This window comes from Paenibacillus sp. LjRoot56 (assembly GCF_964253335.1).
Classification (GTDB): domain Bacteria; phylum Bacillota; class Bacilli; order Paenibacillales; family NBRC-103111; genus Paenibacillus_E; species Paenibacillus_E allorhizoplanae.
Genome location: NZ_CAXURV020000003.1, coordinates 191,146 through 214,421 on the forward strand (window position 1 = coordinate 191,146; position 23,276 = coordinate 214,421).

Annotated in this window: 16 protein-coding genes; 2 read left to right on the forward strand and 14 right to left on the reverse strand. The window is 47.4% G+C overall.

Annotation, left to right across the window (positions count from 1 at the left end):
* Position 1 precedes the first annotated feature (1 nt).
* The 10 genes from ACSQ8O_RS19930 to ACSQ8O_RS19975 form a co-directional block, all read right to left on the reverse strand.
* Entirely contained in the window at positions 2-2,371 is a 2,370-nt protein-coding gene (locus ACSQ8O_RS19930) for a glycoside hydrolase family 95 protein (protein ID WP_436243076.1), read from the reverse strand.
* Positions 2,372-2,397: 26 nt separating this feature from the next.
* Positions 2,398-5,109, reverse strand: a complete 2,712-nt coding sequence (locus tag ACSQ8O_RS19935; RefSeq protein WP_436243077.1) for a hypothetical protein — start codon at positions 5,107-5,109, stop codon at positions 2,398-2,400.
* A 29-nt stretch (positions 5,110-5,138) separates the two neighbouring features.
* A complete protein-coding gene (locus tag ACSQ8O_RS19940; RefSeq protein WP_436243078.1) occupies positions 5,139-6,443 on the reverse strand; it encodes an alpha-L-fucosidase in 1,305 nt (434 codons plus the stop codon).
* The gene (locus ACSQ8O_RS19945; protein ID WP_436243079.1) at positions 6,440-9,121 is read right to left on the reverse strand and encodes a family 78 glycoside hydrolase catalytic domain; all 2,682 of its coding nucleotides are present in this window, start codon (positions 9,119-9,121) and stop codon (positions 6,440-6,442) included. The genes ACSQ8O_RS19940 and ACSQ8O_RS19945 overlap by 4 nt, the downstream gene beginning before the upstream one ends.
* A 209-nt stretch (positions 9,122-9,330) precedes the next feature.
* On the reverse strand, positions 9,331-9,969 hold the full coding sequence (locus ACSQ8O_RS19950) for an SGNH/GDSL hydrolase family protein (RefSeq protein WP_436243080.1): 639 nt from the start codon (positions 9,967-9,969) through the stop codon (positions 9,331-9,333).
* Between the two features lie 21 nt (positions 9,970-9,990).
* The gene (locus tag ACSQ8O_RS19955; protein WP_436243081.1) at positions 9,991-10,929 is read right to left on the reverse strand and encodes a dihydrodipicolinate synthase family protein; all 939 of its coding nucleotides are present in this window, start codon (positions 10,927-10,929) and stop codon (positions 9,991-9,993) included.
* 22 nt (positions 10,930-10,951) lie between these two features.
* A complete protein-coding gene (dapA, locus tag ACSQ8O_RS19960; RefSeq protein ID WP_436243082.1) occupies positions 10,952-11,845 on the reverse strand; it encodes a 4-hydroxy-tetrahydrodipicolinate synthase in 894 nt (297 codons plus the stop codon).
* 49 nt (positions 11,846-11,894) lie between these two features.
* On the reverse strand, positions 11,895-12,905 hold the full coding sequence (gene pdxA, locus ACSQ8O_RS19965; RefSeq protein WP_436243083.1) for a 4-hydroxythreonine-4-phosphate dehydrogenase PdxA: 1,011 nt from the start codon (positions 12,903-12,905) through the stop codon (positions 11,895-11,897).
* The gene (locus tag ACSQ8O_RS19970) at positions 12,902-14,206 is read right to left on the reverse strand and encodes a four-carbon acid sugar kinase family protein (RefSeq protein WP_436243084.1); all 1,305 of its coding nucleotides are present in this window, start codon (positions 14,204-14,206) and stop codon (positions 12,902-12,904) included. Before ACSQ8O_RS19970 ends, pdxA begins: the two co-directional genes overlap by 4 nt.
* Before the next feature lie 78 nt (positions 14,207-14,284).
* Complete coding sequence (locus tag ACSQ8O_RS19975) at positions 14,285-15,463, reverse strand: iron-containing alcohol dehydrogenase (protein WP_436243085.1); 1,179 nt, start codon at positions 15,461-15,463, stop codon at positions 14,285-14,287.
* A gap of 207 nt (positions 15,464-15,670) precedes the next feature.
* Here ACSQ8O_RS19975 and ACSQ8O_RS19980 point away from each other — a divergent pair, with 207 nt between their 5' ends.
* Positions 15,671-16,696 carry a family 43 glycosylhydrolase gene (locus tag ACSQ8O_RS19980; RefSeq protein WP_436243086.1) on the forward strand — a complete coding sequence of 342 codons (1,026 nt, stop codon included), beginning with the start codon at positions 15,671-15,673 and terminating at the stop codon, positions 16,694-16,696.
* Complete coding sequence (locus ACSQ8O_RS19985; RefSeq protein ID WP_436243087.1) at positions 16,683-19,373, forward strand: family 78 glycoside hydrolase catalytic domain; 2,691 nt, start codon at positions 16,683-16,685, stop codon at positions 19,371-19,373. The genes ACSQ8O_RS19980 and ACSQ8O_RS19985 overlap by 14 nt, the downstream gene beginning before the upstream one ends.
* A gap of 67 nt (positions 19,374-19,440) precedes the next feature.
* Here the strand turns inward: ACSQ8O_RS19985 and ACSQ8O_RS19990 are convergent, their stop codons facing one another.
* The 4 genes from ACSQ8O_RS19990 to ACSQ8O_RS20005 all read right to left on the reverse strand — a co-directional run bounded on the left by ACSQ8O_RS19990 (position 19,441) and on the right by ACSQ8O_RS20005 (position 22,928).
* Entirely contained in the window at positions 19,441-21,729 is a 2,289-nt protein-coding gene (locus ACSQ8O_RS19990; RefSeq protein ID WP_436243088.1) for a glycosyl hydrolase family 95 catalytic domain-containing protein, read from the reverse strand.
* Between the two features lie 171 nt (positions 21,730-21,900).
* Positions 21,901-22,083, reverse strand: coding sequence for a hypothetical protein (locus tag ACSQ8O_RS19995; RefSeq protein WP_436243089.1), 183 nt, complete (start codon positions 22,081-22,083; stop codon positions 21,901-21,903).
* 43 nt (positions 22,084-22,126) lie between these two features.
* Entirely contained in the window at positions 22,127-22,552 is a 426-nt protein-coding gene (locus ACSQ8O_RS20000) for a hypothetical protein (RefSeq protein ID WP_436243090.1), read from the reverse strand.
* A complete protein-coding gene (locus tag ACSQ8O_RS20005) occupies positions 22,533-22,928 on the reverse strand; it encodes a hypothetical protein (RefSeq protein ID WP_436243091.1) in 396 nt (131 codons plus the stop codon). Before ACSQ8O_RS20005 ends, ACSQ8O_RS20000 begins: the two co-directional genes overlap by 20 nt.
* Positions 22,929-23,276 lie beyond the last annotated feature (348 nt).

Below are 23,276 nucleotides of genomic sequence, written 5' to 3' on the forward strand. Positions count from 1 at the left end.
CTCAAACCTCCGATACAGGAACAATTTCGTAACAGAATCCCACGTCAGTTTTAAATGCAGAATCGACTCCTGTTGAACAAATGAGTTGTCCATTCAGGAGAACTTGAACCGGCTGAGCGCTCAATAACCGGCACTTCTTTCCGGCACTTGACCTGATCCAGGCGCGTGTAAGTTTACCTTCGTTCCAGTCCATATCGATTTCAAATCCGCCACGAGCTCTCAATCCCTTCAAGCTTCCGCGCTCCCATTCAGGCGGTAAAGACGGTAGAAGTTGGATCATTCCAGCGTGACTCTGCAGCAGCATTTCCGCAATGCCTGACAAGCCGGCAAAATTACCGTCAATTTGAAAAATATTCATCTTCACCTTTGGATGCCGGTGAGCATTCATCATGTTGGGGTGCAGACCTGCCAGCAAGTCATTTAAGAATCTAGTGGCTTCTATTGGGTTTTCTAGCCTTGCCCAAAAGTTAACTGTCCAAGCGCAGCTCCAGCCCGTGTGCGCCCCACCGTGAGCAAGACGGCGTTCGAGTGTTTTTTTACAGGCTTCAAACAGTTCGGGCTGTCCATGACGTGTCACTAGGTCCAACGGATGAAGAGCAACTAAATGCCCAATGTGTCGGTGGCCCGGTTCCAACTCCTCGAAGTCTTCGTCCCATTCCTGCAGCTGACCGTATTTCCCAATACGGAACGGGGGGATGTGACTTAATGCCGTTTCCAGATGACCCCTAAACGTGTCATCTTGGTTTATAATGCGGCTAGCTTCTATACAGTGGGCAAACAAACTTTTGATCAACGCCAAATCCATCGTCGTTCCTTTGGTTACACTGCTTGGCTTCCCCTCAGGGGTAATGAAAAAATTTTCAGGGGAAGTGGACGGGCAAGTAACCAAATATCCGTCAGGATCCTCGATAAGCCAATCCAAACAAAACAGCGCTGCCTCTTTCAATGCAGGATATGCTTGTTTGAGAAATTGTTCATCTTGGCTAAACGCGTAATGCTCCCATATATGTTGGCATAACCAAGCGCCGGCCATTGGCCAAAAGGCCCAACTTGGCGAGCCGCCGACAGGCGTCGCGGTACGCCACAAATCGATGTTGTGATGAGCGGTCCACCCCCTGCTTCGATAATGGACACTGGCTACTTTACGGCCTGTAATTCGTAAATCTTCGATCAAATCAAACATCGGTCGGTGGCAATCCGCAAGATTGCCCACCTCCGCAGGCCAATAGTTCATTTCAATATTAATGTTTGTCGTCCAGCTGCTGCACCAAGGAGGTTGGGTTTTGTCATTCCAAATGCCCTGCAAGTTGGCTGGCTGTGTACCTGGACGAGAGCTGGATATCAGTAAATATCTCCCGTACTGAAAGAACAATGCAGCAAGACCAGTATCGACAGATCCATTTTTAACTGCCTGAATGCGGACATCCGTAGGCAGAATGCTTTGGTCTTCACCTCTACCGCCAATGTCAATCGAAACTCTGTTGAACAGTGCGGCGTAATCACTCATATGCCGCTCTCTCACATGATCGTAGCCCAGCCGAATGGCATTCGAAAGCCATGCCACACACATGTCTGTTGGATTTTTACCTAGTACAGCCGGATCTTTTTCGAAACCGTTATAGCTTGTAGCAGCGGTCAGCAGTAAGGTTACCGCCCCTTTCCCGCTTACGCGAATGCGCCCACCGCTGACTTCCACTTTACCGCTTTCTGCAGTCGCTTGAAGGTGGATTTCAAAGCCTATTCCTTTCCCCTCGGCATAGTGAACAGGATCAACGGATTTGACTGTATTAGGCAAAACATGATACGGGCAGCGGCCAGTAAGCGTTATCCGGTCTGCACCTGTTTTGCGTACGGAAAACTGCAGTGGACTTTGAAGAGTGGCGGTAAAACTAGATTTCCTCTCGCTATTCAAACGGATCGCCATCACTTGATCAACTGCGGATACGAACACTTCACGGGTGTAAACAGCGCCATTTTGATTGTAACGCACCCTTACAACACCTGCTTCGAGATCCAATTCCCTGCAATAATCCGATACTTCGCCCTCTTCGTCGTAGATAAGCTCCAAATCCCCAAGCGGTAGGAAGGACTCTATATCCGGACCTTCCATGTACTGCTCGATCATCTGCTCGGCTTCCGCATATTTCTTCGAAAATATCAATTCACGCACGGGTCCGAGATACCGCTCCGCATCATAGCGGACTGTTTCCCGGGGTTCCCCCGACCAAAGTGTGTCTTCGTTTAATTGAATATGCTCTCTGTTTGTACCGCCATACACCATCCCTCCAAATCGGCCGTTGCCAATGGGAAGCGCTTCAAACCAATTTTTGGCCGGTTGGGCATACCAGAGTGTGGATTTCTTATCAGACATAGACTCTCTCCCCATCTGTCGCTTGTTTACTCGTACAGCCAATCCAATGTGTTGATGCCATCATTTTTGTGCTCGACATTTCTTGGCCGAATTTCGTGATCAGCAGGTATGACGCCCAAAATCAAGTAAGCTCCCTTGCCCAAATCAAGCGAATGCCGCCCTGCATCATATCGAAACGTATGAACATTGACAGATGGATACGCATACAGACGTAATCCTTTTTGCAATACTGGCGCATATCCGCCCAAGTCATCTGCATGTGTATTCTCTTCCAAGCTCGGGACTTGAAGCCACTGCTCATCTTTCGAATTGAAATAGCCAATTAACACTTTGGAGGGGTGATGCAATTCAATATCGATCGTTACTCCGCTTAGACCCGCTTCCATTTGACTGAATCGGATACCGGTCAAACCATCGAGTTCCTCCGCGCATCCGACGATGTGAATATCCCCATCCACAAACACTTGCGCTTCCTTCTCAACTCGGTATGTTTCCGCGTTTCCGGACAGTAAAGTGAACGGTACTTCTCCGTATGGAACAATGGGATCTTTCATATTCTTCAGCGCCTCAGGCAATGTACCTGACTTTAACTCATTAAGATGGAACTGAAAACGTTCCAACTCTAACTCGTAAACTGGCAAACAGGCCGTCCAATGCTTGTATTCAAGACCGTTTCGAATCGGCACTTTCCGCTGCGGCGTTTGCATACTGTTGGCGAATAAATAGGTCTTTTCCGTCAAAGACGTCAATGCGCGGTAGCTTTTCAAGCTGCTCTGAAGCTGCCCGACGGCCTCTTCCAACAATTCCAACTGTGTGAAATACTCCCCTTGAGCCCTGCCTTTGTAGGTCAAAATGAGCAATGCCGCTTGAACTTTATGCGCAAAGACATTGACCATAAGACGAATGGCCTGCATGTCATCGAACAAGCGATCAAATTCATCCCAGTTTCGTTTCACCAATTTGCGCGCCTTCTCGATCGCATCCACCGCGTCTGCCGCATGCCGACTGACATCTGCGATAATTTCCGGAGGCGTTTCTCCGACGTGCGGTTCGCCTTTCAACTCGCGGATCACGTAGTCCTCCAGCCTTTCCCCCTGAGGAGATTGGGATTCCCATAAATCAGGCCACGGCATGTGTCGATCCGGATTCGTCAATTGACTCATCGTCATGCCCAGGCTCATCGTTTGACGATTGCCTTCGGTAATGCCGAAACGTCGCAGCAATTTGGGCGCACATTCGCCGGACGCCTCGTACGCATCCAATATCGCTTCACCTGCTTCTGGACTGCCGAACCTTTGGCCAAGCACATCGATCCAGTAATTCCGTTCTGCGGCCGGATCGCGGTCCGGATTCCAAGCGTAACGGAACCAAGCTGCGAACCATATCCAATCGCGGTCCAGTTGTTTAAGTCTTGGCTCAGCCAAATCCGGGGAAAATGGCCAATCCCAGAAAAACAACGGATACAGATGAAGCCCGTTCGCTTTCAGCCGATATTTGGCGGCCTGCATGCATTTTTGGATAAACGAAGGCGCCCCGAAACGGAAAGGCTCCAGGTTAGCAAGAATATGTACATTGACGATATGAATCGTCTTTAGTGAGCCGAGACGGTTGTGAATGTCCAGCCATTTGCCTCGTGGTGTATACGTGGTTAATGATTCTCCGTTATATTTGGCCTCTGTATACAAATTTGGATATAGTGGCAGCGCCGCCTCAATGACCTTTTGCGGTTCAATCGCATGGGATCTCAGAATGATTGGCGGCTTTTCCTTCACATTTGAATCCTTAAGCCCTTCGAGCAAGCCCGCTAGAATCGTTTCGTTAAACCATTCCACGCCGTATATTTGTCCCTGTAGCGCTTCCCCAAGGCAGACCATCAACCCCACGTTAGGGAATGAACGTACAAAGGAGGCAATCGACTTCTTATAGTAATCACTGGTTAACGGAAGTGGTTTCGGTTGATGCAGCTTCAATCCGTGCTTCTCTGCAAATGGCAGCGGAATATGAATGTTGTAAAACTTCAATACGAGCCATATGCCTCGACGATCCGCTTCTTGTGCCACCCAGCTGAACGTTTCAACGTTCAGCGCGAACTCTTCTTCTGTAACTTCAAGCGCCTCCGGGTAATCCGCCAATTTCACTAAAGAGGAAAAGGGATGCCCAGACCACAAGTAGACGATATTGCACCGCTGTTCCAGCAGCATATCTAGAAATTCCTGCCACAATGTCCGGTCGTAAAACCAAGGGAAGCGTGTTGGGGTAATCGGATATTCATACGTTTGACGAGGCGGTTCGACGGTTGTTTTCTGCAGTCCGATCGCCGGTCCCCTCAGCGAAAAGCGGGGAGCGTCCCCATAGGCGATATCTTCGGGCAGAAGCCCTGCAGCGCGAATCCGCCCAGCGAGCTCCAAGCAACCGTAAAGTACGCCGGAATCACTGCCCCCGGAAACTGACGTCAGGTTCCCAGGACCAGTAGCTATATAAAATCCTTCTCCCTCCGGAGCTTCCGTGTGATACAGCAGGACATCTCGTTCTTCCAGCTGCTGCAGCAATTCGGATTCTTTGCGATTTCCCACAAAGATTTTTCTTCCCTGTACGGATCGGTAGCTGTCCCACGACCAGGACACTTCCTCCGCATTCACCTCATAGCCACAATCCAGCAGTGCTTGTATTAGCAACCTTATGCCATTTTCCACCCGCGGAGCAGGATTAGGCGCATATCCAAGAGTAATAACTTTCATCGTTTTAACCCAACCTCCATTCTATTAGCTTATTTCAAAAATAGTTCAATGACCGGAACGGTCACATTCGGTTTCTTGACAGGCAGCGATAGCGTCACGGTATGCTCATCTCGACCTTCTTTGAAGGCTCCGTTTTCAATACCGCTTTGCACAAAGCCTTGCTTAAATCTGATTTCCGACGCATCGTTCAGGAATTGCGCATACTCCACTTTACCTGCGAATCCGTGAAGATGGATATTTTTGAAAGGCCAGCTGTACACATGAACATACATGCGATTCAACTGTGGATTGTAGGTTAACCGACAATCATCGGGGCAAACGAATGTTTCCGGCGCTTGTGTACATCCGTAGATGGAGCGGTTGTGCCGCTTCATCCATTCCCCCATTCCCTTCAACCGATCTACGGCACGCTCATCGAATTCACCGCGACCAGTTGGGCCGACATTCAATAATAGATTGCCACCCTTGCTGACAGTATCAATCATCATTTTGATCAGCAATTCGACACTCTTCCATGACTCTTCTTCCCGGTGATAGCCCCACGAACCGCTAAAGGTGTGACACGTTTCCCATACGACACGCTTTCCGTTTACCTGTACCCATTTGGTCGGCATATATTGTTCAGGGGTTGTGATATCGCCCCCCACCTGCAAGCGGTCGTTCAATAAAATGTTCGGCTGTAAGGTGCGGATCATTTTGACCAGCTCTTCACTCCCCCAATCGTCCTTGCCTTTGCCCGCCAAACCGTTTTCTTCTGGGAACGAGAAATCATAAAATAACAGATCTACTTGACCAAAATCCGTCAGTAATTCCTTCGTTTGTCCATACAAATAGTTTCGATAGTTGGTAAAGTCTATTTGGTTATTCCAAGCGATATGATTAGAATCAAAGCGAAGCGGATGTTTAGGATCAACCGAATAATGAGGATGATGCCAGTCGAGCAAGGAATAATATAAACCTACCTTCATATTACGTTTACGAAACGCATCTACCATAGGTCTTAGCACATCACGCCCTGCGGGAGAATTTGTTGCTTTATAATCGGTAAGCTTACTGTCCCATAAGCAAAAGCCCTCATGATGCTTTGTTGTCGCCACGAAGTACTTCATGCCCGCATCGGATGCAAGCTGAGCCCAAAGCTCGGGATCGTATAAATCCGGATCAAATCGTTTGAAATATTTATTACTGTACTGTTCCCCGCTCAATTTTTCGCGGGATTGCAGCCATTCATGTCTTGCTGCTAATGAATATAATCCCCAATGAATAAACATGCCGAAACGGTCATGGGTGAACCATTCACTGTCTCCTGTGGTTTTCTCAACTTCAAATATCATCGTCTCTCTCCTTTATTCGGAATAACCGTCCACCGGGAAATGAATGTATAGCTTCCTGAACCGGCGCTGTAAACGGATTGATTGGTTGATGTTCCTATTTCTTGCAGTCCATTTGTTACGTGCCCATCCTTATTCATGACGGTACCCGGCACATAGATCGTGGCAGTTGTGTTCACTGGAATTTGGACTTTCATAACGAACACAGACCGTTCCCATGTCCACTCTACGCCAATCCTGCCATAGACAGAATGAAATTCACCTTTAGCGAAACGTAGCCCGCCGCCAGGACGGGGATGGATCACGATATGCTTATATCCCGGTCTATCCTCGTCGGAGTTGATCCCCAAAATATGCTGATACATCCACTCACCGACTGAACCCAATGAGTAGTGATTAAACGAATTCATACCCGGATTTTGGAATCCATCCGTTTCAGTCCAGGCATCCCATCGTTCCCAGATTGTCGTAGCTCCATGTTTGATGGAATACAGCCAGGAAGGGAACGTGTCTTGATTGAGTAAAGTGTAAGCAAGATCTTCTCTTCCCCCTTCGGTTAATGCGGGAAGCAGATACCCAACACCGAGAAATCCTGTCGTCAAATGATTGCCGTGGAGCTGAATATTTTCCGCCAAATAGTGAACCGCAAGTTTGCGTTGCTCATCTGTCAGCAGGTTCATCTTAAGGGCAAGCACGTAAACGGTCTGGGTGTCACCTTTAATTCGTCCTGACTGATCCACAAATGCTTCTGAAAATGCTTGTTTGATCCTGTCAAACAAATCCGCGTATTTACGCGCATCTTCTTCATGGCCGAGCGCCTTCGCTGATTTGGAAAGCAATGAGGTACTGTATGCAAAGTAAGCGGTATCAAGCACGTCCTTTGGCGTATCCGCATGGATAGACAGCCAATCGCCATAATTCGAATAACCCGGTCGAATCAAGTTCACCGTGTTCGCTTGTAAATAATTCACCCATCTGACCATCGCCGGATAACATGCTTCCAAATTTCTGAGATCGCCATAAACCTGGTAAACGGTCCAAGGAATAATAACCCCTGCATCGCCCCAACCGCCGTTATCCGGAGCATGCCAGTTCAATTCCGTTTGGTTGATCTTAAACTCTTCCCATCCGGAATCGGGCGCGACATCAGGAAAAGCTCCTGAAGGACGCTGAGCATCGATAACATCGATCATATACTTATTGAAAAAGCGTCCGACATCCATATTGTAACTGGCTGTCCGAGCAAAGATTTGTGCGTCACCCGTCCATCCAAGCCGTTCATCACGCTGCGGGCAGTCCGTCGGCACGCTGAGAAAATTACCGCGTTGCCCCCACTCGATATTGCTTAGAAGTTTATTCAACATGACGTTTGATGTTTCTAACCAACCCGTTTGTGGTGTTGCGGAATGCACCACTCTGCCAATGACTGTTTGAAGCGTCGGTGAACTCGTCAATCCCGTTACTTCCACATATCTGAAACCATGAAAAGTAAAATGAGGCTCCAAACATTCTACGCTATCGCCTCTCAAGATGTAGGTCTCCTGCTGAACGGCTTCACGAAGGTTTATCGTGTATAAGGTATTGTCTTCATTCAACATTTCTGCGCAGCTGACAGTAACGAGTTGACCTTCTTGTCCGTCTTCAATCTGAAGACGCGCCCAGCCGACCATATTTTGTCCCATATCAAACAGGTAAGAGCCTCTCGGTGTTTTCTTCATGCTGACCGGCAGCAGCTCCTTCATGACTTGAACAGGAGGATCTACTTGTGCGGTCAGAACCCCATCATATCTTTCTAAGATACTAGGCGACTCCCAAGCATCATCGTCAAAGCTTGGCAAGCTCCATCCCTTTGGCTCCAAACGAGCATCAAAGCTTTCGCCTTTAAGTAAATCCGAATACAAGATTGGACCTGCCATTGTCTTCCATGACTCGTCGGTCACAACGATTTGAGAGGAACCGTCTTCATATTCGATATGCAGTTCAAGGAGTAAATAGGGATTATCGCCATATCTGTTTGGTCCAAACATACCTACGTTGCCGGCGTACCATCCGGTACCTAGGATTGCACCTAGAGCCATAGTTCCGTTACCCAGATACGATGTTACATCGTAGGTCTGAACTTGTACTCTGATCTTGTAATCCGTCCATCCGGGGGCAAAATAATCTCTGCCTACCCTTTCACCGTTGATGTGCAATTCGTACAGACCTAATGCGCTTGCATAAATGAAAGCCTGATGTATCGGCTTATCAATTTGAAATGTTTTCCTCAGATAGGGAGAGGGTAAAAGCTCCGTATTTTGCGGTTTTGTTCTGCCGACCCAACGTGCTTGCCATTCGTTCTTGTTTAGATGACCCATCGACCAGTGAGCTGGGCCACTCCAGTCAGACACGATATCATTTTTATCCCACACCCTGACCTGCCAATAATAAACCCGTCTTGCTTCTAACAGTTTTCCTCCATAAGCAATATGGATCGATTGGTCCGACTTAACCTTACCGCTGTCCCACAGATCGCCTTTATTTTCATCCAATAGCTCCATACTCGATGCAACCAATACTTGGAAGGCTGATTGGAACTGACTGTTTTCTTCCGATTTTAGGATCCAGCTTAAACGTGGAACGGTCGTTACTATGCCTAGCGGATTTTCGGAGTATTCCGTTTTCAGATCAGAAACTTTCAAAAACCTCATCTCCTATGGACAGATTCCCTTCACCGGGATACTTGAATCAAGTGTATCTAAAATTCTTCTTTCGGTTATAGGGCGAATTCACCTATTTTATAGGCGACGCCCTCCACCTCACCGCTGTTTTCTTGAAAAAATGTCATGAAAAAGACTGCAACCATGATGAATGGCATGCAGTCTGAAGTTTGAATGAAATGATCGTTTGCCTAATTCCTATTAGGAATGCCAGTAACCGCCTTCAACCAAGTTGTAGCCATCAACATATCCCCAAGCGTGTTCATATGAACGCCGTCTGTCGTTAAATCCTGACCTGTTTCACATTGCAAGAAATTCAGAAAGGCTTCATGTGTCGGCACAAGGATGCCATTGAATTCTTCTGTCAGTCGATTGACAATATCAACATAAGGCTTAAGTAAACGGGTTCCTGTAGAATCAGGATACTCCTTGATGACTGTAGGCTGCATGAGAATCACACGACAATTAGGTAATTGTTTCGTTTGCTCTAATAGGCTGCGATACACGGCCTCGAACTTGTCAGGGTATACTTGCTCCGCATCCGGCGAATCCAACTGCCGCCAAACATCATTGATGCCGATAGAAACTGAAATCCACTGCGGCTGATGATCCATGACATCCATTGTCCATCTTTTTTCTAAATCAATCACTCGGTTTCCTGATACGCCTTCATTGATTATCTTTAACGACAACTTAGGGTATAACGCTGTGAGATAGTCATGCAGCAGCCGAACATAGCCAGAGCCTAGTTTTAAGGGGTCTTTTTTTCTGCCTTTGTCCGTTATGCTGTCACCTATAAATACGATTTTGTCCTTCGTTTTAAATGGCACTGTAGCATCTCCTCTTTTTGATCAAACATTTACATTCTGTTTTGTCATTAACCGCTGCTTGAAAAGTTGATACAGCCGATCGAGCTGCATTACTTCCGATTTCTGGTTTTCTCTGAAAGTACCTGCATCTCTGGTGCGGCAGTGCATCGCTAGGGATAAACCTATTCTTTGCAGATGATATTTCGCATTAACAGGATACATCTGAAGTTCGATTAATGACGCCGGTCCGATAAATGCCTGAATCATTTCTGCGGTTTCAGACTGAAAGTCCCCGCACTCCGAAAGACGCACATACAAGTCAGGGTGAAAATTGGCCATCACGCCGCTAAAGCCGGCCACCCCTAAACGTAACGATGCTAGTAAGGTAGCGGAATTCGCATTGAATATTTTCAACGGACTTCCTTTTACAGCATCGATCTTCTGAGCAATCTGTTTAATATCGCAGCTCGTGTCCTTGAGAAACCCAAACCTGCCTGTATCCGCACACCATTTAAGCAGTTTCGGGCTCATCAGCCTTTTATACGGATAAGGGCATTCGTAAATACCAAACAGCACATCCGGCACTCGATTGAGCAGCTGTTCTGCACGGTTCAACCATACCTCGTCCGATTCTTCCGGACCGGCAAATCGATTGCTAACCAGCACGACAGCATCAACCCCGGTGTCAGCCATCCGCTTAAGCTCATTCACTTGCTCTTCAAATTCGTCTGAAATATGGCCGGAAGCGATGACGGGTACACGGCCGTTTGACTTTTCTTTGACGAACTGTGCGATTCGCACTCTCTCCTCTAAAGTTAAGTAGAACATTTCACTCGATTGACAGACCGCAAATAGGCCGTGAACACCTTGTGCAGTATACCATTCAACTAGCTGACCCAAAGCTTCGTAATCCACCTCGTTGGAAGTCGTGAAAGGGGTCAGCATCGTTGGCCATACACCATTAGGAATGTTTATATCCATTATCATCAACACCTCTTCCTGATCATTTAATGACACCTTCGCTCACATATGGACCCATCACGATTTTCAGCTCCGATTTAGCAGTCGGAGAGAGAGGTTGAACCGGCAGTCGCGGGTCTCCGGCAGGCAAACCAAGCATGTTCAAAACCTCCTTCAAAACGGAAGGCAGTGTTCCCAACGAGAAGGCACTGCGCAGCGTACGCAGCTTACGCTGCGACAATTCGGCTTCTTCCGGTTTACCTTGCAGCCATAAATCGTAAATGGACCTGACGACTTCCGGGAATACGTTGGCCGTAGCTGCGATAGCCCCATGACCGCCTGCCATCAGCGTCGGCAATATGAGTGAGTCTGTCCCTGCCAGTACGGCGAAATCTGGATCACACTGCTCCAGAACTTGCAAGATGTTATCAAAGCTTCCGCTGCTGTCCTTAATGCCGACAATGTTAGGTACTTTGCTTAACTCCATGACCGTCTTGGGTAAGAGGGTATTGCCGGTGCGCGCCGGAATGTTATACAGGAGAATAGGCAGTTTCGTCGCTTCCGAAACCGTTCGGAAATGTCCAATCAGCTCTTGCTGTGTAAATGTTAAAAAATACGGTGTAATGATGGATAAAGCGTCTGCCCCCATTTGTTCAAGTCGTGCAGCTAACTGAGCCGTTTCCTGCGTTCCTACGCACCCGGCGCCTACATAAATTGGAACGCGTCCCTGCGCCTCCTCGATGACAATTTCGGCAACTCGTAACTTTTCCTCCATTGTCAACGTAAAGAACTCTCCATTGGTACCGAGGCAAAACAGACCATGGACGTTAGCGGCGATGAACCTGCGAACGAATAATCGCAATGCCGATTCGTTGATGTTTTGATTGTCATCAAATGGCGTAATCATAGCGGGGATAATGCCTGCTGGCTTTAACATCGTATCTCTCCTTGTATGGAACGGATTTTAAATTACCACATGATCTGCCTTAGGAAAGGTTATCTATCGGTTTAGGAGCAAGCTCAACCGCAGCGCGGATCGCGGCCAACATACTTCTTTCATCCGCTATTCCTCTACCTGCAATATCGAAGGCCGTCCCATGATCGACAGAGGTGCGAATGATTCCTCCATTCAAACCGATCGTGATATTCACGCCGGCTTCAATACCAAGCACTTTGATCGGTATATGTCCTTGGTCATGATAACAAGCGACCACAATGTCAAAGTCACCCTTTACAGCTCGATAAAACAGCGTATCAGCTGGATAAGGACCGGTAACGTTGATACCTTCTTCAGCAGCTAATCTGATACCTGGAATCAGTTTTTGTTCTTCCTCTCCGTTGCCGAACAGACCATTCTCTCCGGCATGCGGATTAATCCCGCAAACAGCAATACGAGGTTTGTCGTTTCCGGCCCTCCGTAACGTTTCATATGCCAGCTTGATTACCTTGTACGTCCGCTCCGGATTGATCAACTCAATGGCCTGAATCAGTCCGACATGTGTGGTTAAATGTATGACCTTCAGCTTTGGAGCTGTGAGCATCATGCTATAATCTTCGGTATGTGTGAGTCCGGCTAATATTTCCGTATGACCCGGATAAATGTGGCCTCCCTTATGCAGAGCCTCTTTATTTAAAGGGGCGGTGCATATGGCGTCAATTTGCCTAGCCAAAGCCAATTCCACTGCTTTCTCAACAAACACGTAAGCGGCGTGTCCCGCTTCGTCGGATACTTTACCGAATGAAAGGTCAGGACCGAGCATGCGCAAATCCAAACAATCAATGCTGCCGTATTCGTAACGCCCGTGCTGAGGACTCGATATGATATGAATGGAAGCTGTACCTTTCACGATTTGAAGTGCACGTTCTAACATGACCGGGTCTCCAATCACTAGCGGACGGCAGCTTTCGTATACTTGAGAATGGTGCAGAGCTTTCACGATGATTTCAGGCCCGATACCTGATGCATCGCCCATTGTGATTCCTATTATTGGTTTCATCTCGTACTCAATCCTCCATTCAACAATTCCAATGCTAGCAGCAGTACTTGATCAGATCCGAATCCCCCTGCTTTGGTTACCGCCGGAAGATGTTCATCTGAAACAAGGCATCCAATCGGCACACCGCTTTCCACCTCGTCAAGCACTCGAAATTCGTTTACTTTCAGAAATGAACATACTTGTCTTGCTGTATCGCCACCGGTCAATATGATGCCTCCAACCCTGCTACGATTCATCAATCGGAACACGGATTCTCCCAAAGCACGAGATATCGTATCGCTAACATCTTGCGCAGTCATACCATTTAGTGCGCCGGTATTCTGGGCGAGTCGTATAGCTTCCACGTCACCTGACGAATATAACACCGTATGAAAGTTTGCATGTATGGCCTGTATTGCTTCTTCCACTGCACTCACCACTTCGTGCTCTGTTTCGACTTTACCAGATACGAGGCGATAAGCCTCCATCCGGATGCCCCGCACATTCGGTTGGCTGAGAAGGAAGTCCAATTGACGGCGTGACCGAGAACTGACACTGCCAATCACAGCAAGTATCGGACCGTTTGGTTGATATAATTTCTTTGGCGATGGCTGCGTTAAGGATTCATAATGAACTGCCAGTTGTTGTGCCAAACCTGCTGAACCAACCCAAACAACCGAATACGATGTCTCCCCGAACAGGGAAACGATACGCTTCAAATCATCATCATTGTCAGAATCTACAAGCAAATAACAAATACCTCGGAATAGACAATTTTGCAATACGAGCTCCAACGCGCTTCTCCCCTCCGCTAATATCTCGGAAGGGATGACCTCGACAGGTTGCTTCGTCTGATGACGCAATAATTCTGGGATATAGGATTCGGTTATCGGTGTTTTCGGATCGCTTGCGAACTCAGTTTCATGCAGCGGCGTTCCATGAACATACAATCTGCCCTCGCGAACCAGACGTCCAGCTTCGGGATAAGCAGGAGCGATGACTACGAAATCGGGTCGATAGGTGTCGTAAACGGCATCAATTTCCGACCCCAGATTTCCACGCAAGGTGGAATCAATTTTTTTGAATACAACATCCGCTTCGAAAGCTTGAGCACACCTCGATGCCTCAACAGCTCTCTGGTAAGCGGCTTCGGCATACAGGGATCGGCTGTCGGTATCCAGTACGAGCACATCCTGCTCTGACACCGCTTCCATTCCTGCCTTGAACTGTAAAAGTACAGTTACATGCAACCCATGTTTGGCAAACTGTACGCCTGTATCCCCCGCTCCCGTAAGATCATCGGCAATAACGGCAATTTTCAATTGCGGTAACCTCCTTAGCGATTTGATTAGTCACACGTGCTTCGAACACGCCTAATCCTGGCAGACACACTCTCTTTATCAAGGGAACAGTTTCCGATACACTGTTTTAATCGACGCCAAGTCCATCGGCTTCGGATTATTAGTTAAAAGCCTGGTAACCTTGGATGCAGCGATCGCCAGATCATCCACATCTCCTTCCGAAATGCCAAATTCGCGCAAGTTTTGCGGGATACGCATCTCTGAAGTCCATTCGAAAATCTGCTTGATCACCATATCGGAGGACTCCGTCCCTCCCATCTTCCCAACCTGCAGACCCATGGCCCCAGCAACTTTTCTAAGCCGATCTGCTATGGCATCCTGATTAAACGCCATAACATGAGGCAGTAGCATCGAATTGGCAACTCCGTGCGAAATATTGAATTTGCCTCCGAGTGGATATGCAAGCGCATGAACGGCCGCTGTTCCGGCTGCGCTCAAAGCCATACCGCCATACATGGACCCGAGCAGCATTTTCTCCCTCGCTTCAAGATCCGAACCGTTATGATAAGCAAGAACCAGACTTTCTGCAATCAAGCGGATTGATTCCAAGGCAAACATATCACTTATCGGATTAGCCTTGTTGGATATATAGGATTCCAAGGCATGCGTAAACGCATCCATTCCCGTTGCAGCCGTGATCGATTTCGGCAAGCTTATCGTCAAAACAGGGTCAATAATGACCAGCTTGGGCAGCAAGTGCCTGCTGATAATACCAACTTTTAACTCTTCTTCCGGAACGCTTACAATGGCATTTGGCGTTACTTCGGAACCTGTTCCTGAAGTCGTCGGTACAAGAACTGTTGGAATGCCTGATTGCGAAACAAGATCGGTCCCAATCAGACTCTTCACGTCAACTGGATTCGTCAGCAAAACGGAAAATATTTTTGCAGCGTCGAGAACACTTCCCCCACCTATACCAATCAGCAAATCTACAGGTTCGGAAGAAATGCTGCTGAATACGGAGCGAATATTGTCAACCGTCGGTTCCGGTTTCACTTCTGTTATATAACGACTGGATATACCGGCTTGTTTTAGCTCACCTGCAACTTGTTCAATTACCCCGAGCGCTACGATTGAAGGTTGTGTAACGATCACGGCGTGCCGAAATTCGCCGAGCAACTTGATTCGCGGAATCAACTGATCAATGACATTACGACCGACGACAATGCTGCCGGACGTCTGAAACATGAACGGATTGGATGCATAACCGTCTTTCATAAGAGTCCCCCTTCCGAACAAAATTCCCACAATTTCCCCTCATCCTACGCCCGCTTACAATCGATGTCAATGCAGCTGTAGTTTGAAGATGCAATCGACCTATATATCGGATTCAATCCCCCCCTCAGTAGGAATAGGTGTGATAGTAATCTTACAATATGTGGCATCTGTCGTAAGTTCTACAAACCGATGAGGAGATTGAAAACCATGAATATTGAGCCCTATGTAACGCCTTATAAATTGGGTAAACCGGTGCTTATCGGATCCGGAATCCCCGGTCACTTTGATGAAAGTGCCGTTGATTGCCCCTTCGTCTTTCAACATAATGAAAAGTTTTACATGATGTACGTAGGATTTGACGGTACGGGTTATCAAACAGCCTTGGCCACTAGCAAAGACTTGTTAGACTGGGAGCACCTTAGTGTCATTTTACGGCGAAATGAAGGTTCAGTCTGGGACTCGAAAAATATAGCAGGCACATGGATTTTGAAGGAAAATAAGATTGATGCTCCTCCGGTGCTTAAGAAATGGAACAACAAATACTGGCTGCTCTATCACGCCTACCCTGATTTCGGGTACGAAGAAGGTTCGGCGAAAATCGGAATCGCATGGTCGGAAGATGAACAACTACTGGAGTGGCACAGATACGTTGATCCAATTCTAACCCCCGAAGAAGGCGCAGATTGGGAAAAAGGAGGTTTATACAAGGAATGTCTTGTTGAACATGAAGGCACATTCTACCTATTTTATAATGCCAAAAATACTAATAAGGGAAAATGGCTCGAACAAACGGGCGTTGCTTTCTCAACTGATCTCATCGCGTGGCAGCGATACGAGCATAACCCGATTCTACGTGTCTCTCCGGATAGATGGGACTCCGGTTTTGTCAGCGACCCTTGTGTTTTACTGGATAAAGATCAATGGATCATGTATTTCTTTGGCTATAATTACAAGCAAGCACAAGAAGGAATCGCCTTATCGAAAGATCTTTTACATTGGGAGAAATATCCGGAGCCGATCATTCGAGTAGGCGAAGAAGGAACGATTGACTCTATTTTTGCGCATAAGCCGTCTGTCATTACGCATCATGGCGTGCTTTATCACTTCTATTGCTCCTGCCGACCTTATAAGGAAGGCGATGCGACAAAAAACTGGGGAAAAGAGTTCCGTACGATCAGTGTGGCTGCCTCGCATGATGTTTTCAAAGGAGACCCTACCCATGCAACTGGATGAAATGTTTGTGGAAGGCAAAAGATGTCCTATCGGGATCGATGTGACACGCCCTGCTTTCGGCTGGAGTTACAAATCCAGTCCTACTCGCTCGCAAATGCAAACTGCCTACCGGATCACAGTGTCAACCGCTGAAGAAAATGTTCAGCACATCGTATGGGACAGCGGTAAAATAGCAAGCAGGAAAAACGTACATATTTTATATGAAGGTCCTCCGCTTCAATCTCGCATTCGCTATTATTGGAAGCTTCAATTTTGGAATCAAGACGATCAGATGGAAGAAAGCCCGGCTTCGTTTTGGGAAATGGGACTTATTCATGAGTCTGATTGGGCAGCTCGCTGGATCGGAGAACCTGATGGAGAGTCGCTCGAACGTATGGCGCTTCCACTGTTCCGATATGAATTCAAACTAGTGAAAAAGGTGAAAAGAGCAAGAGCTTACATCTGCGGTTTGGGACAATACGAGCTTCGCTTAAACGGAAACAAAGTCAGCGATCATGTGCTAACGCCGGGGTGGACAAACTTTGACAATACCTGCCTTTACAACGTCTACGATGTGACGGACGAAATGAATACAGGCGCCAATGTGGTGGGTGTGATGCTCGGGAACGGATTTTTCAACGTCACGGGTGGCCGTTACACGAAATTCAAACGTTCCTTCGGTACCCCTAAATGTTTGGTACAGCTTGAAATCATCTATACCGACGGTACGACGGTTGCAATTGCCAGTAATCAGGACTGGCGTATCGCTGAAGGACCTATCACCTTTTCATGTATCTATGGGGGTGAGGACTATGATGCTCGCCGTAATCAATCGGGTTGGGATCTGTCCAGTTACACGGAAAGCGATGATTGGAGATACGCAGCTGAAGTTATTTCCCCACTTGGAAAACTTAAATCGGAAGCACTTTCTCCAATGAAAGTAATGCAGTCCTTTAAACCATTGCGCATAACGCAACCTAGTCCAGGCGTATACGTGGCGGATTTCGGGCAAAACTTTGCAGGATGGGTTGAAATATCAATCAGTGGCCAGAAAGATTCTAAGATAACTCTATCTCCTGCAGAACTGTTGAAGGAAGACGGTACCGCCAATCAAAAGTGGACTGGATCCCCTTACAGGTTTTCCTATATCCTAAATGGAGAGGGAGAGGAAATCTGGGCGCCTCGTTTCAGCTATTACGGTTTTCGTTATGTACAAATCGAAGGCGCTATTCCTGTCGATTCGTCCACTCCCCTTGCAGAGATTCCTTCACTGATCCGCTTGGAGGGACAAATGATCTATCCGGATACGAGATTATCAGGGCATTTCGAATGCTCGGATGTTATGTTGAACCAAACGCACGAAATGATTAATCAAGCGATTCTGAGCAATATGAAAAGTCTTTTTACGGATTGTCCGCATCGAGAAAAGCTCGGATGGCTGGAGCAAATCCATTTGATGGGTCCCTCTGTGGCATTCAATTATCAGGTAGAAGCCTTGTTAACGAAAGTAATGGAAGATATCAGAGATGCCCAACTGCCGAACGGAATGGTACCGACGACGGCACCTGAATATGTTGTATTTTCCGATAAATGGCGCTGCTTCCGCGATGCTGTTTCTTGGGGCGGTGCTTACGTGTTGACAGGCTGGAACCTGTTTCGATTGTACGGCAATACTCGGATCTTAACCGAGCATTATGACGGTATGAAAGCGTACATCGATTATGTGACGGAGAGCTCCGATCATTTGATCGTCCATCAAGGACTTGGAGATTGGTATGATGTTGGGGAAAATGGACCTGGGTTCGCCCAAAACACACCTGTCCCCCACACGGAAACAGCGATGTATTACCATATCGTTGATGTTTTTGTGCAAATAGCAAACTTGTTAAACAACAAGCAGGACGTCATCAACTACATGAACTTAAGGGATAAGATCAAATCGGCGTTTAATAACTCATTTTACAACCGGGAAACTTCCCGATATGCCACTGGCAGTCAAACCTCCAACGCCATGCCTCTTTCATTGGGACTTGTGGATGATCCCTTTAAGGAAACCGTGCTCTCTCATTTAATCGAAGACATACGACTGCAAGGTTATCATACAACTGCTGGCGATGTGGGGCATCGGTATGTGCTGCTCGCACTCGCACTGAACGGCCGTTCGGACATCATTTACGAAATGACCCGACAAACTGATCATCCAAGCTACGGTTATCAAATCGCACATGGAGCAACGACATTGACAGAAGCCTGGGATGGTCCAACTGTTGGCAAATCACAAAACCATTTTATGCTCGGTCATTTGGAAGAATGGTTATACGCCGGCTTAGCCGGTATCGATTATCGATATGACCCAGATTTTCAAAGCTTTAAGTTGACGATTAAACCGTCGTTACCTGGTGGCTTGGAAGAAGTCAAGGTTGAGCACCGGTTGCCTGTCGGATCTATGGGTGTTGAATGGAAACGCTATAATCAATATCAGTTGACGTTAAACGTGAGTATTCCTGCAAACTGTACGGCCGATGTCTACATCCCTGCATTAGCCATGGATAGGATTACAGAAAGCGGTTCAAGGATTGAAGCACCCTCAAGCATCGAAATCATCGGTTATGAAGCTGGATATGCCGTACTTCGCGTTACTTCCGGACATTATCAATTTGTAAGCGAAGTCGCAGACTTACCCTTTGAGCAAAATTAGTCCAACAAAAAAGAGCTGTTGTAACATGTATTGACTACATGGTGAGCAGCTCTTTTTCTATACGTATTTAAGGATGGAGCGACTCGATCACATAGGCCATACCCGAAGTTGTGTTAAACACGACCACTTGATCGTCTATCGATACATCTTTCAAGGGTTCAATCCCAACTATACGAACTTCGTCACTGGTCCTAAGACGGCAAATACCTCCAAGCATCGAACGTACCGCTGCACTTTCAAGTTTTCCGCTTTTCCACTTGATATCTACCTCAAAGCCCCCTCGTGCCCTCAGTCCCCTCACTTCTCCGTCAGACCATGACACCGGCAGCGCCGGCAGCAAGTGAAGCTCACCCGTATGACTTTGCATTAGCATTTCCACGATGCCGGCAGTCCCCCCGAAGTTGCCGTCAATTTGAAACGGCGGGTGGTTATCCAGCAGGTTCGGCAGCGTCGATTTGCTTAACAGCGACATGATGTTCTTGTAGGCTGCTTCGCCGTCTTCCAAACGTGCCCAGAAATTAATGATCCACGCTCGACTCCAACCGGTATGCCCGCCTCCGTTCGCAAGTCGGCGTTCCAGTGTTTTACGCGCAGCCTCAGCCAGATCAGGTGTCCCCCTGACAGTCACTTGATTGCCAGGATGAAGGGCGAACAAATGAGAGATATGCCGATGCCCAGCCTTCTTCTCTTCGTAGTCCTCCAGCCATTCTTGAAGTTGACCGTAACGGCCAATTTTCGGTTCTGGAAGCCGGCTACGGACATGTATCCATTCATCCCGCAGGGAATCTTCTGTTTCCAACAATTCGCTTGCCCGAATACAAGCTGAGAATAAAGCATGCAGAATTTGATTATCCATAGACGGTCCCATCGTGAGACAGCCTCTTTCCCCACCCGGCATCACGTAGGTATTTTCCGGAGAAGCAGATGGACAGGTCACCAGCTTGCCGTCTGGCGTTTCCATTAAGTAGTCGAGGAAGAACAACGCCGATTCTTTCATCGTTTCATAAGCGCGCTTCAAGAATTCGCGGTCACCGTTAAATTCGAAATGCTCCCACAGGTGCAAACATAGCCATGCGGCTCCCATCGGCCAGTACGTTGCTGGAATATAGATGTCCTGCGGAGCGGTATCTCCCCAAATATCTGTATTGTGATGTGCGACGAACCCTCTGCAGCCATACATGGTTTGCGCAGTTTTCCTTCCGCGCTCCCGCATTCGTTCAATAAGATCGAACAGCGGCTCGTGGCACTCCGACAAATTACACGTTTCTGCAGGCCAATAGTTCATCTGTGCATTTATATTTATCGTATATTTGCTGTCCCATGGCGGCTCTATTTTATCATTCCATATCCCCTGTAAATTAGCGGGCAAGGAGCCGGGGCGGCTGCTGGAAATGAGCAAATACCGGCCATATTGAAAATAGAGCGGAATGATCCCGAAATCTTCGCTGCCTTCCCGAATTCGCTCCAACCTCTTGTCTGTCGGTAAATCTACTGCCTCTCCCACTCCGGATTGCAGCTTGAATGAAACTCGGTCATACAGACGTCCGAAGTCTTCTAGATGATCAACTTTCAACTGCGCGTACGTTTTCCCCGATGCTTCCTCCACCTGTCTTACGCATTGCGCCTTCGGATCCTCGTAACGAAATGAGGTCGCTGCCGCCAAGTAAAGTGTCACACTGTCAGCTCGATCAATAATCAAATGCTCACCGATCACACGGACGACACCTCCATGAGCTTCCGCGTGCAGCACTGCACAAAATTCGGAGCCGCCACCGCCGCAATTGCCGCGAATCGCAATAGCTTGATCGGACAGCTTGCCAATTTGTTCTGCATACTTATTTTTCTCGCCCCGCATAAGACGCGCGGTCAAGGATAATGCCCCGGGCGTATCTGTATCCAGCCGAACCGTCAATACCTGATCGACGTGACTGGACAGCATCTCGCGATTATAACGAATTCCGCCCGTCTGGTAGGTTACGGAGGCGATCCCCGTACTTAAGTCAAGTTCACGGTGGTACTCTTCGATCACTCCGGAGTGCCCTTCGAAGGCCAACGTCAAATCGGCAAGCGGCATATAATGGCGCTGCCCCTCTGGGACGCCGGAAAGTGCCATCACCGCAAGCTGCTCGGCATCGCGAATTCGCCCTTCCGTAATCCATTGGCGAATTTGCGGAAGATGCTCAAGAGCATCCGGATTGTTGCGTTCCTTCGGTCCTCCATACCAGACCGAATCCTCGTTCAGTTGAATCTTTTCCTTGGCAGCCTTGCCAAAAACCATCCCCCCGAGCCTGCCGTTCCCAATCGGCAGTGCTTCGTTCCACTCGGAAGCCGGCTGCTGAAACCATATTTTATCCATGAACTCGGCCCACCTCCCACCGTTCTTCGTCATGTATCCCTGTCAGCTCCGCAAGATCTGTAGGAAAGTGGCATAGGGGAACACAGTCAGTTGTTAACTTTTTCATGAAGAATTCTCCTCTCTAATGTGATTCTCTGGCGACCGAAACGAATTTCAGGCCTAATGAATTCCCTACTTTTCAAATCCTGGGAGCAATTTGGATTTACCGTCTTTCTCATAGTTCTCAGAGAGTTCTTGTATCGTCTTATCCACATCGCCGCTGATGAAGAAATTTTGCAGTAGTTTTTGGAAATCTGCAAATGTTGGCGTCAGACGGTTTTGCACATTGATCTTTGCCTTCCCGGCATCGATCATGTTTTTTACCGTCTGCTGCGCGGGATAAAGTTCACTCTTCGCATCAACAAAGCATCGCTGTCCCTACATCCGTTGCCGAGGGGAATGGGAAGAAGCCGATGTGATCTGTTACAAACGGTTTGCCAAATTTCTTCTCTAGCTGTGGAATTAGGCCATCGATCATGAATGACATGGCGACTTTCCCTTCGCCCAATTTATTCTGCATGTCGTCATAGGTACCGGCAAGTACATCTTCTTGATACAAGCCAAGGTCCTTCAATTCTTTATGTTTCTCAAATAAATCTTTCACTTCTGGAATGTTAGCAAGCTTCAATTCATTGGTCTCTAATTTCTTAATACCCTCCTCTTTCACGACGGGGTCAACATTGGTTACCCACACTGTGAGATAAAAAATTTGAGCAGGCCAGCCATCTTTCACACCTTCATAAAAAGGAGTTACACCTGCTCCTTTAATCTTCGGACCATTCACGAAGTGTTTCTTCCGCTCTTAGCTTTACGTTTTGCTTAGTGCCCGGTTGCATCAGAAAGAGATCAGGAAAATCGCCCGTTGAGAATCGTGTCTTAATCATATTATCGAACTCCCCGCCCGGCAAAGCTTGCAGTTCAACTTTATTCCCCGATTTGGCTTCATACAATTTAAAGATTTTGTTGAAAGGAGTTGCATCTACCGTGTTAGCGATTACAAAAGTAAGTGTAACGGGATTTTTCGCTTTGACTAGTACGGATGTACCACTCGCCGCAGTTGGCGACTTGTCTGTATTACTCATACTATTACCGCATCCCGCGACAGATAAATTAAACAGACATGCCGCTGATATGCTTAGCGCTGTTCTCGTTCTTCTCATTGCTTTTACCATCCTCTTATAAATCACTTACAAACTAATTTAATAACATCGCTTACAAGTATCCTATAATCTCAGTCATTGATAAACACACCCAAAAAATGGATTTGTTATTCTCACTTTACATCATTTTCGTTGTTAGATTGGGTGGTATTCATGACATATCTATAGGTGAATCGTTTCCAAAAATACCCACAAAAAGAATATCATGAATAGTTCATCAGGTCTACGAACTCTGTCATGTCGCCTCCGCTTACTTCGAAAATAACTCGCACTTTGCTATTATGGGAATAAAAAAAGCATCATCGAAATGATGATACCTCGAATTATTGTACGATACCTCCGAACAAC

What these genes read in the sequence shown, in the direction of transcription:
- ACSQ8O_RS19935 (WP_436243077.1), bottom strand. Translation starts at nt 5,109, where the DNA reads ATGAAAGTTATTACTCTTGGATATGCGCCTAATCCTGCTCCGCGGGTG.
- ACSQ8O_RS19940 (WP_436243078.1), bottom strand. Translation starts at nt 6,443, where the DNA reads ATGATATTTGAAGTTGAGAAAACCACAGGAGACAGTGAATGGTTCACC.
- pdxA (WP_436243083.1), bottom strand. Translation starts at nt 12,905, where the DNA reads ATGAAACCAATAATAGGAATCACAATGGGCGATGCATCAGGTATCGGG.
- ACSQ8O_RS19985 (WP_436243087.1), top strand. Translation starts at nt 16,683, where the DNA reads ATGCAACTGGATGAAATGTTTGTGGAAGGCAAAAGATGTCCTATCGGG.
- ACSQ8O_RS20005 (WP_436243091.1), bottom strand. Translation starts at nt 22,928, where the DNA reads ATGAGAAGAACGAGAACAGCGCTAAGCATATCAGCGGCATGTCTGTTT.
- ACSQ8O_RS19975 (WP_436243085.1), bottom strand. Translation starts at nt 15,463, where the DNA reads ATGAAAGACGGTTATGCATCCAATCCGTTCATGTTTCAGACGTCCGGC.
- ACSQ8O_RS19990 (WP_436243088.1), bottom strand. Translation starts at nt 21,729, where the DNA reads ATGGATAAAATATGGTTTCAGCAGCCGGCTTCCGAGTGGAACGAAGCA.
- dapA (WP_436243082.1), bottom strand. Translation starts at nt 11,845, where the DNA reads ATGTTAAAGCCAGCAGGCATTATCCCCGCTATGATTACGCCATTTGAT.
- ACSQ8O_RS19955 (WP_436243081.1), bottom strand. Translation starts at nt 10,929, where the DNA reads ATGGATATAAACATTCCTAATGGTGTATGGCCAACGATGCTGACCCCT.
- ACSQ8O_RS19930 (WP_436243076.1), bottom strand. Translation starts at nt 2,371, where the DNA reads ATGTCTGATAAGAAATCCACACTCTGGTATGCCCAACCGGCCAAAAAT.
- ACSQ8O_RS19995 (WP_436243089.1), bottom strand. Translation starts at nt 22,083, where the DNA reads ATGATCGATGCCGGGAAGGCAAAGATCAATGTGCAAAACCGTCTGACG.
- ACSQ8O_RS19980 (WP_436243086.1), top strand. Translation starts at nt 15,671, where the DNA reads ATGAATATTGAGCCCTATGTAACGCCTTATAAATTGGGTAAACCGGTG.